This is a genomic window from Pseudorhizobium xiangyangii, assembly GCF_020531965.1.
Lineage (GTDB): Bacteria > Pseudomonadota > Alphaproteobacteria > Rhizobiales > Rhizobiaceae > Neorhizobium > Neorhizobium xiangyangii.
In genome coordinates this window covers 22830-32079 of sequence record NZ_JAJAWH010000036.1, presented here as the reverse complement: position 1 = coordinate 32079, position 9250 = coordinate 22830, and the positions used below count along the sequence as shown (strand labels likewise).

Sequence of the window (9250 nt, the reverse complement as noted above, 5' to 3'; positions counted from 1 at the left end):
TTCGATAATGCTGGCGCGGGTCGCCGAAGTTCCAATTCCGCTGGTTTCCTTCAGCAGCTCCCGCTCCTGCGGATCTGCAACAAACTTCCAGGCGTTTTTCATCACGTTAGGCAGTTCACCGTCGGTGTAGCGAACCGGTGGCTCGGTCTTTTTTGCCATCGTCCGGACATCTGCGGCGTAAACGTCCGTTCCGTCGGGAATGGCCGGCAGGGCCGTTGCGTCCTGGTCGCCGTCGTCGTCCTCTTCGTCGTCGGCTGTCGACGACAACACGGCCTTCCAGCCAAGCTTTGTCACGATACGGCCACGGGCGGTCAGCGCGACGGTGTCGCCTGCAGCTGGTACCGCGACCTCCATTACTGTCTCATCGTATTCATGATCGGGAGCGACAGCGGCCAGCCAGGCCTTGGCAATAGCGTCGAACAGCCGTCGCTCATCGATCCCCAGGGCTGCATATTTGGAGGCGAACTCATCGGCGATGTTGATGTTGGGAATGATCGCATGGTGCGGCGCGCCGTTCATGCCGGCGTCGCTATAGGTGCCGCTCTTGCCCTTGCGGATGGTGGCCGACGACGGAGCGATCGATGCGTAACCGTCTATCGAAGATAGCGCCTGCAACAAAGGTGCAGCTTCTTCGGCGATATTCTCCGGCAGGTAGCGGCATTCCGACCGCGGATAGGTGACAAGCGTGTGGGTCTCGTAAAGTGCCTGAGTGACCTCAAGCACTTTGGAAGCCGACCAGCCCCACTTGCCGGCATACTTCTGCAGGGCAGTTTGATCGAACGGCTTTGGAGGTGCGGCGCGTTTGTGCTCGCCGGTCACCCGAAGTGGCCCGCGATAGGCTTTCACTGCGGCACTGATGGCTTCGGCGTTGGCCTTGTCGAACAGTCTGGTTTCGCCGCGCGGCCGGTACCAAAGCGTTACCTGCCCTGCGTCGGCCGCCATATCCGCGGCGATCTCGAAATACTCCCGGGCGACGAAGTTGCGGATTTCGAGTTCGCGCTTGCACACGATCCCAAGGGTTGGCGTCTTGACCCGGCCAATGCCGATCGCGCCCTTCACCCCGTCCGGCCGCAACTGGTTCGTCGCAATTCGGGTCATCGACAGGTTGAAGATCTGATCCGCCTGCATGCGGGCATAGCCGGAATCGTACAACGGCTGATACTTGGCGTTCGGCTGAAGGTTCTCGAAGGCCTGCCGGAACGCCTTGGCGTCTTCCGTCTTCCACCAGGCGCGCATAATCTCGCCGGTAAATCCGAAATATTCGATCAGGGATTGCCCGATCACCTGGCCTTCGCGGTCGCAATCGCTGGCAATAATGACGCGCGATGCGGTCTTGAGTGCGCCGCCAATGGCCTCCAGCCGTCGCCCTTTGCCGTCGCCGTCATCAGCAACATACGCGTAGACACCGTCTGGCGGGACCAGGATATCGTTGGTCCAGCTCTTCCAGGCCGGATTTGCCTCGCCGGGCTCTTGCAGGCGCAAAAGATGGCCTTGAGCTGCAAGAAATCGACCGTATCGGTCTCCGACTGCCGCCTGAATGGCTTTCACCTGGCTGGGCTTTTCGCAAATAATAATCGAGGGCATAAGCTTCCTTGCAATACTATACTAGAGTAAACTGTTTGAGGGTGGTTCCGTCTGGTGTGTGCGTCAAAACCCCTTAAGAACTAGGTTTTTTAGAGGTAGAGAGAAAAATATCTGCCTGTATTTCAAGCAAGCATTGTCCTTAAGAAATATGCCAGACTATAGTGCTCCGGTAAAGAGTTTGAAGGAGTTGTTGAATGAAAATCATTGTCGTGACGACGCATAAGGGCGGCGTGGGTAAGACCATGCTGGCGGCGCATCTTGCGTGGCACTATGCGGGGAAGGGGCTGCGGGTGCTCGCGTTGGACCTCGACATGCAGGGCAATCTTTCGTCCACGCTGTCTCGCCATAGCTGCGCGATTACGGCTGGAACTCTCTTCCAACAGGAACAACCTGAGGCGTTGCCAGACGGCACGCCAGGACAAGTGACCTTGATCGGTTCCGACAAGGCATTGGCTGCTGCTGGCAAGAGCGGCATGGCGATTGTTGGCCTGTTCGTCAAACAGATGCGGGCGCTTGCGGCGAACTTCGACATCTGCATTGTCGATACGAACGCCGAACTCAATTATCTGGTGGTGGCAGCGCTAGCGGCTGCCACACACGCGATTTCCCCGAGCGACATGAGCAGCTTCGCGCGTGAAGGCGTTCATTCCCTGCTTCAGGTGGTGCAAAAGCTCCAGCAACAGCATAATCCGGATCTCGTGTTTCTCGGCGTACTGCCAAACCGGTTTGCAGCGACCAAGCCAGCGGACGTCCAGAACCTCTGTGTACTGGTTGATACCTTTGGGGCGGGCAACCTCTTTCCGGCCATTCTGCGTGACGGCAATGCCTACCGAGAAGCGATGGAGCCGATTCGGGGCGATGATGCCAGCGGCCCGCGGCCGATCTGGGAGGACAGGAAGCCGGCCGCCCAGAGCCATATAGCTGATATGGTCAAAGTGCTCGCGTACCTCGATCGCCGCGTTTTCCCGGAAACTGAACCGGTGGTGGCGTTGGTATGAGCATTCTCGACGAACTCGAACAGCCGCTTGGGATGATCGAGGCCCCGCGCCTCATGCTTTCGCGGATCATAGAAGATCCCGACCAGCCGCGTACGGAGTTTGACCATGAGGCTCTTACAGAGCTTGCAAGCTCGATCAGGGAGAGGGGCGTTCTGCTGCCGATCCTGGTCCAGCCCCCGGACCATGATGGGCTGCACCGGATTATCGATGGTGCACGGCGCTTCCGAGCGAGCCAGCTCGCCGGGATGAAAGATATCCCGGTCACGATGCGAATTATCCGCAGTGGCTATGACCAGATGATAGCCAACATTCAGCGCGACGATCTACGCCCAGGCGAAATCGCGGTATGGATTGCTGATCGACTGGCGGCGGGAGAGAAGCAGGCAGACATCGCACGGACGTTAGGCAAGTCGCGCGGATGGGTATCCACTTATAGCCAATATGGCGAGTTCCCCGACGAGCTGAAGGCGATTGCTGACAAGTCTGGCATCAATACGGCCGCTGAACTGTTCCGGGCATTCAAAGAGGACCCCGAGCGAACCCGCTGGTTTCTTGAGGCCAACGAAGACATCACCCAGCAACAAGCGTTTGCGTTTCGAAAGACGCTTTCAGCCTTGCCACCAGTACACCCGTCTGTCCCCTTGAGCTCGGACGAGGGGCCGGCTCCCTACACCGATTTCGAGTTCGAGACCAGGGAGCCGAGATCGCCGCCCGCGCCTTCCCTTCCAGAGCCCATTGCGCCAACGTCAATACCACACGCAAGGGTGAAGGTTGACACCGGACCGGCCGCCCCTCGTTCAAAGCGCCTACCTGTTGTCGTTGAAGATTGCTCCGGCCGGCGCGGCTACCTGTTAGCCAGCCCGGCTGAGGAAGGTCGATGCCATATCGCCCTTGTTGAAGGTGGTGAGATTTTGGTGCGGCTCGATGAGCTTCGGCTTATCCAAATCGACTCTGTGTAAGCAGCATCTGCATCAATGTTTCCAAGCGGTAAGCCCCGGTCTGGTGATCGGGGCTTTTGTTTTCTTAAAAGACGTTTTAAGAGTAGTGGGGAGGTAGGCCGGATCGCACAGTGTAGTACACTGGCTATATTACCTCCCCCACTACTCTTGGCCTTCGGCCTGTTTTTTCGACCCGAGACCGACATTGAAAGACGCAAATACTAAGCCCAGCGCCCGCTCAAGAATGCTGTTTGAGCTCGACCCTGAAACCGCAGCCCGCTTCCAGGCCCGCTTCCCGAACCGGGGCGATCGTACTGTTTTCCTGCGGCGTGCCGTTCAGCAGGTCATCGGTTCGAACCTTGCCAACGCTCGCCGAAACCAGACTGCAGACGCACCGGGCTCACCGGTCAAGGCCGAGGTGATGCAGGTTCGTTTTTACCCGGACCAGATCGCGAGGATCGAAAAGGAAGCGGCGGCCATCGGCATGAAGCCCGGCCCATGGATACGGGCTGTCGTGGATGCGCGTCTGAACGGTGACGCTTTCGAGCCGGCTCCGGCTGATCTTCCGGTACTCAACCAGACCGCCCGCGTCGTGCGCAAGATCGGCAGTAACCACAACCAACTGACCAAGGCCGCCAAGCGAGCAGCAGTCAATGGCAAGCCGCTAACGGATAATCCTCTTCCGGTTCTGGAGGAACTGTCGCAGGCCTTGACGGCGATGCGCCGTACGCTGGATGCCGTTCTGGCATCGAGGCGGCGCTACTGGCGGGGTTCGCGAGATGGCTAACCCGCTGTACGGAAATATCTACGACAATTTCGGATGCAAGTGGATCTTCGGCCGCCGTAGCGTCGGGCGTGCCGCAGTCAGCTCAGGGCCACTCTCTGGCAGGGGCAGGTCGGGGCGGCTTTCACAGTCAGACAAGAGCCAGCTCAGCCGGATCATCTCGAACGCGCCGCAAGCGTTCGTAAAGATCACCAGCCGAACCTACAACGCCTCCAGTCTCGCAAACACGCTGAACTACATCGGTCGCGATGGCGACCTGGAGCTTGAGACGCGAGATGGCCCAGTTAGGGATTCCGAAGAGCTGGCAGCCTTGCAAGACGATTGGGTCATGCATGCGAAGGACTATGACCGAAACGGTTTGAGCGCGCGCGCGTCCATTTCTACGCACATGGTCCTTTCCATGCCGCCGAAGACAGACCGGACGCAGTTCAAGGCTGCGGTGCGTGATTTCGTGAAAGAGGAGTTCGACCCTCGCCATGACTACGCCCTGGCGTTCCACGACGATACGGATCACCCGCATGCGCACCTGGTAGTGCTAACCCGGGATGATGAAGGCAAATCGCTTGAGATCGGCCGCGTCAACCTGGACCGCTGGCGGGAACAGTTTGCTGAGAAGCTGCGTGGCCGTGGCATCGAGGCGGATGCCTCTCCTCGTCATGCGCGCGGCCAGTTTGAGAAGACGCCGCGCAGTGCGGATTACCATTCGCTCCGAAAGGGGATCATGCCGCAGAACCGCCGAGACGAGGTGACGGCCGTCCGGCAGTCCCTCTGGAACAAGGCGAAGCCGGAGCGACAGTGGGATCAGGCTATGGCGGTTCGACGTGCTGCAATCGGTGCCACGTACCAAGCTGCAGCTGAGGAGCTAAGGCAGTCCGCCGATCCTCAGGATCGTCATCTTGGCGACCGGCTGTCGGCTTTCGAGAAGGCGATGCCTCGTGCCCTTACCCGTCATCAGCGTGTCGTTCTCAACGTTGCCAAATCCCAGTTGCGGGCCATCCAAGAAGTTGAAAGACCGCTTGCTGCGACCCAGAACCGTGGCGCTGAAAAACAGAGTGATGCGGAACGTTAGATTAGCACCAAGGCTCTCGTCGGCCGCTCCAGGTCCGCGCGAGACCTTCGCTAACGAGGATGTCGCCGGCGTCGCGGCCGTTTATCTCGACTGAGGCGAGAGTTCGGCCGTACCGATCTGTATCGCGGCGCCGAATCCCGATTTTGCCGGTCTTTAAGAGAGATGCGAGCCGGGCCTTCGATCGTTGCGCAAGATCGGTCTCGAACGCACATTTTCCCTTAATCTCGGGCGCGTCGATGTTGAGTATCCGGATTGCTTCGCCTTTGTGTGCTCCAATCCGAAACGTGTCGCCGTCCCAGATCCGAATTTCGGTAGGTTCGCACGACAGTGTGCACAAGAGGATGCTGACGATAATGTGAGTGTTCACTTGTTGGCTTTCTGGGTTTCACAACGTAGAGCGGCCAGCAGGCTGGCCGCTCTACTCGTCCCGCTATCGGCTCATATCCTTGTCGCGGTTTTGCTCCCGGCCCTTTGTCGCATCTTTCGTGGGAACACCTTGTTTGAGGTCTTTGGCGTCGACGACAGTAAGGTTGGGAAGCCGGCCGGTGCGCTCCTCCAAGTCATCAAGCATTTGCTTCATCACGGCTTTGTTCTGCTCCACCAATTCCGGATTGTTCGGGAAGCGTTCTGCAATCTTGTTTGTCAGGTGAGCTTCCATAACTTCTCGATTGGCGTCTTTTTCCTTTGCAGCGGCTGGAGCGGTCTGAATGGCCTGTATCTCGTTGCCCAGATGCTTTTCCTCGCGCCGCTTCAGTTCTTCCTGATCGAGCTCCGTTGGCTTGTAGCCTGTCACATTGAGGCCTCTAGCCGAGGCTTCCAGCCAAGCCTCACGTTTGAACTCAGGTTTGCCCCTCACAGTGATTGACTGCCATCCACGATGCTGCGCGGTATCGAGCATTTTGGCTATGTTCTCGGCTGTAGCCTCCTTCGTGCGAAGCCGATCGCCCTCAGATCGAAAGATTTCGCGTTCGCCTTTTCCGTCGGTGTATACGATGGTCCGCCACGGCTCTTCTTTGAGGTATGCGGTCTCGCGCAGCGCGGCAGGAAATGGATCCTCCGGCTCGCGCTCCGTCTCAGGCTCAGGCTCTGGCTGGCTGCTTTCTGTTCGCTCGCCCGTCGCTGGCTTTTCCGCAGCCTCCTCGCGCTCACCAGTAGCAAGTGCTGGTGCTGCTGCTGGTGCTGGTGCGGCCGTGTCGTGATCCATCGGATCACGCTGTTTTTCACGAGGTGTCGGCTCAATCTCAAGGCCGAATTCCTGATCTTCTGTTGGCTGAAGTCGTTGACCTTGCCGCCTTTCTTCGGCTGCTTCTCGCTCTGCCTGGTCATCGACCTGGAGCTCAGCTTCTTTTTTCCCGAGCTCGTATTCGGTGAACCGCGGTTCTTTCCTGGTAGTGTCCATTGAGGAGTTCCTTCCTTTAGTTTGACAGGTTTGACAGGTCGGCGATAAGGCTCGCAATCAATGTTGCGTGCTCAGGATCAGGTGAATTCGCGCGGGCAATCTCCACGTCTTCCAGGGTAAGGAAGTCTTCTTCGGCGACGATATGTGCTTGGCCGGACTGCACGGCCTCCAAGTCGGAAACGGTCGCCTTGCGGCCCTTTCCTTCGGCGATCGCCTTTTTGATGCTGTTGCGGGTAGCGAGGCGGGCTGCTCGGGCCGGCTCACCGTCCGCTCCCATCTCTATTGGCACGACATCTGGTGCCTTGAGCAGACGAACAGTGAATGCCGGTTCTTTCCAGTACTGGATCTTTTCGCAGGAGATCGGCCGCATGCCGCCCTTGATGATGTATTCCTGCTCAAATGGCGTCAGGACGAGTTCTTGCGGCAGCATCAATGGTCGAGCCTGATCGGATTCCGACTGGCTCTTGTTGGTGCTCGTGGCCTTGAAACCGATGCCTTTCGAAACCGACCGCGATTTTACGGTGTTTGTCCCGAAGCGCTCAGAAAGCTCCTTCGAAACTGCCAGCTCCTTAGGTGTAAAGACGACCTCTACGGCATGGTTGGTCATGTAGTTTCGGGCTTCATGCTCACCATAGACGCCATAGAGCTGGCTGGGTGATTGCAAGATGGTTACGAGGCGGATGCCGTAACCGGCAACATAGGATACGCCCTTCTGGATCACCTCGACATTCCCGATTGCTGGGAACTCATCGAGCATAAGCATGATCTGGTGTTTTAAGGATTCATCATCCTCAGGAAGTGTGCGGGTGTTGAGGTCGACCACTTGCTGAAACAGCAAATTATAGAGAGGTGCCATCCGCGCAAGGTTGTCCGGCGACGCACCAATATAAAGTGTTTGGCGTCGGCGTCTGAATTCACGCAGGTCAAAGTCATTCCCCGAAGTCGCCTGGTCTATACGCGCGTTATTCCAGAGCTCAAGCTGGGCGGAAATCGTCTTGCGCACCGATTGGAACGTATTGTCTGAGGCGGCCAGAAAGTCATTCATCGCCGTAACACATTGCTGAGACAGCGGTTGGCCAGCTTCCTCGCGCTGCTCAATCACCTCCAGAAAATATGTCTTGAGGTCGGCTGAGATTGACAATTGCCGGTAGACCTCGCCGATCGTGAAAGGCAGTTCCGGCGTTTCGGCGATGTAGCCTGCAATCGCCAGAAACCCTGTCCTGGCTGCCCGTGTCCAGAATGCATCACCGTGCTGTTGTACAGGCAACAGCATTGCACCGATCCGCTGCAAATCATCGTAGAGATCGATCGGATTCGACCGGTCTACGTAGGCGAGCGGGTTATATCGGACCGTAAGTCCCTCAGTTTCTAGCGGATCGAACATGAAGACCTGGTGCCCCAGGCTCTTCCTGTAGCCCGCAGTGAATTTCCAGTTCTCTTTCTTGAGGTCGAGAACGACCGCCGATCCGCTCCAATGGAGGCAGTTAGGAACGACGATCCCGACCCCCTTGCCCCCGCGCGTCGGCGCATAGACCATCACATGCTCAGAACCGCCAAATACAAGGTACTTTCCTTTGTGGCGGCCAACGATGATACCCTTCTGTGCAAGGAAACCACCCTGCTTAATTTCCTTGTCGGTTGCCCAGCGGGCTTCGCCATGCAGGCTCTGGGACCGCTTCTTGAAAATGCTGCCAACGGTAAAGAAGACGATGATCAACCCAGTTATGGTGCTCATCATTGCCCAGCTCTGGCTGCTCCGGTCGGTTGCGTTGAAAAGCTCGATTACCGTGAACCAGTGCATCGAACCGTCGTGTTTACCGAGCATCAGCAGGGCAAAGTTTGAGGCAAAGATGCAGATCAACATTAAAACGCCGATCACAGCGGCCAGGATGAGGAATTTCGTGCCCGTACTTTGATGTGTCATCCCGTGTGCGCGCCTATGCCCCGGTGTCTATCCCGGAAGGAGCCGCGCCCCTCTTTTTTGAATTGCGGTTATGGAAAAAACCTGGCCGACAGTTGTCCGTGACTGGCCGCGGCTTTCCCGGCCCAAGAGCTGGCTTATTCTGCGCAGTATCCGTCGATGCAGATTTGATCCGTGCCGGCATCATCCAGTCTCGTGAGAAGGCTCACGAGTTGAATAAATGGCTCGGAATCCGAGGCGTCCGAAAACACTTCGAGGAGCGTGGCGATCCCGATCGAGGTAGATAGAAGAGACAATCCGTGATTGTCTTGTGTGTAGGACTGCAAGTCCTGTTCGAACAGGCTCCTGCAGTTATGTGAGACCCAATCGAGAAGCACTCGGCCGTTGTGAGGAGACAAGACAAGTTCGCCCTCGACAGTCCTCGTTGTGCTCGCCAGCTCTGGCATCTTCAGCTTGAGGGCCAGTTGTTCGGCGTCAGGGCAATGAAAGGTTTCCAAGCCGCTGATCGTCAGCGGCTTGGTCGTATCGATCTCGGATATTGAGCGCATTGGGGTAAT

9 protein-coding genes are annotated in these 9250 nt (G+C 57.6%); 4 read left to right on the top strand and 5 right to left on the bottom strand.

Going from position 1 to position 9250, the window contains the following annotated elements:
• On the bottom strand, positions 1-1584 hold a 1584-nt coding region (locus LH464_RS22170; protein ID WP_226788593.1), incomplete at its 3' end, for a DNA topoisomerase.
• 194 nt (positions 1585-1778) lie between these two features.
• Between LH464_RS22170 and LH464_RS22165 the strand changes: the two genes are divergently transcribed.
• From LH464_RS22165 to LH464_RS22150, 4 genes are all read left to right on the top strand, one after another.
• Complete coding sequence (locus LH464_RS22165) at positions 1779-2582, top strand: ParA family protein (RefSeq protein WP_226788592.1); 804 nt, start codon at positions 1779-1781, stop codon at positions 2580-2582.
• Positions 2579-3541, top strand: coding sequence for a ParB/RepB/Spo0J family partition protein (locus LH464_RS22160; protein WP_226788591.1), 963 nt, complete (start codon positions 2579-2581; stop codon positions 3539-3541). Before LH464_RS22165 ends, LH464_RS22160 begins: the two co-directional genes overlap by 4 nt.
• A gap of 223 nt (positions 3542-3764) precedes the next feature.
• Complete coding sequence (locus tag LH464_RS22155; RefSeq protein WP_226788590.1) at positions 3765-4307, top strand: hypothetical protein; 543 nt, start codon at positions 3765-3767, stop codon at positions 4305-4307.
• Positions 4300-5373 carry a relaxase/mobilization nuclease domain-containing protein gene (locus tag LH464_RS22150; protein WP_226788589.1) on the top strand — a complete coding sequence of 358 codons (1074 nt, stop codon included), beginning with the start codon at positions 4300-4302 and terminating at the stop codon, positions 5371-5373. The genes LH464_RS22155 and LH464_RS22150 overlap by 8 nt, the downstream gene beginning before the upstream one ends.
• Before the next feature lies 1 nt (position 5374).
• Here the strand turns inward: LH464_RS22150 and LH464_RS22145 are convergent, their stop codons facing one another.
• The 4 genes from LH464_RS22145 to LH464_RS22130 all read right to left on the bottom strand — a co-directional run bounded on the left by LH464_RS22145 (position 5375) and on the right by LH464_RS22130 (position 9241).
• The gene (locus tag LH464_RS22145; protein WP_226788588.1) at positions 5375-5740 is read right to left on the bottom strand and encodes a thermonuclease family protein; all 366 of its coding nucleotides are present in this window, start codon (positions 5738-5740) and stop codon (positions 5375-5377) included.
• Between the two features lie 63 nt (positions 5741-5803).
• The gene (locus tag LH464_RS22140) at positions 5804-6772 is read right to left on the bottom strand and encodes an LPD7 domain-containing protein (protein ID WP_226788587.1); all 969 of its coding nucleotides are present in this window, start codon (positions 6770-6772) and stop codon (positions 5804-5806) included.
• A gap of 16 nt (positions 6773-6788) precedes the next feature.
• Positions 6789-8696 carry a type IV secretory system conjugative DNA transfer family protein gene (locus tag LH464_RS22135; RefSeq protein WP_226788586.1) on the bottom strand — a complete coding sequence of 636 codons (1908 nt, stop codon included), beginning with the start codon at positions 8694-8696 and terminating at the stop codon, positions 6789-6791.
• A 134-nt stretch (positions 8697-8830) separates the two neighbouring features.
• Complete coding sequence (locus tag LH464_RS22130) at positions 8831-9241, bottom strand: hypothetical protein (RefSeq protein WP_226788585.1); 411 nt, start codon at positions 9239-9241, stop codon at positions 8831-8833.
• Between the last annotated feature and the right edge of the window lie 9 nt (positions 9242-9250).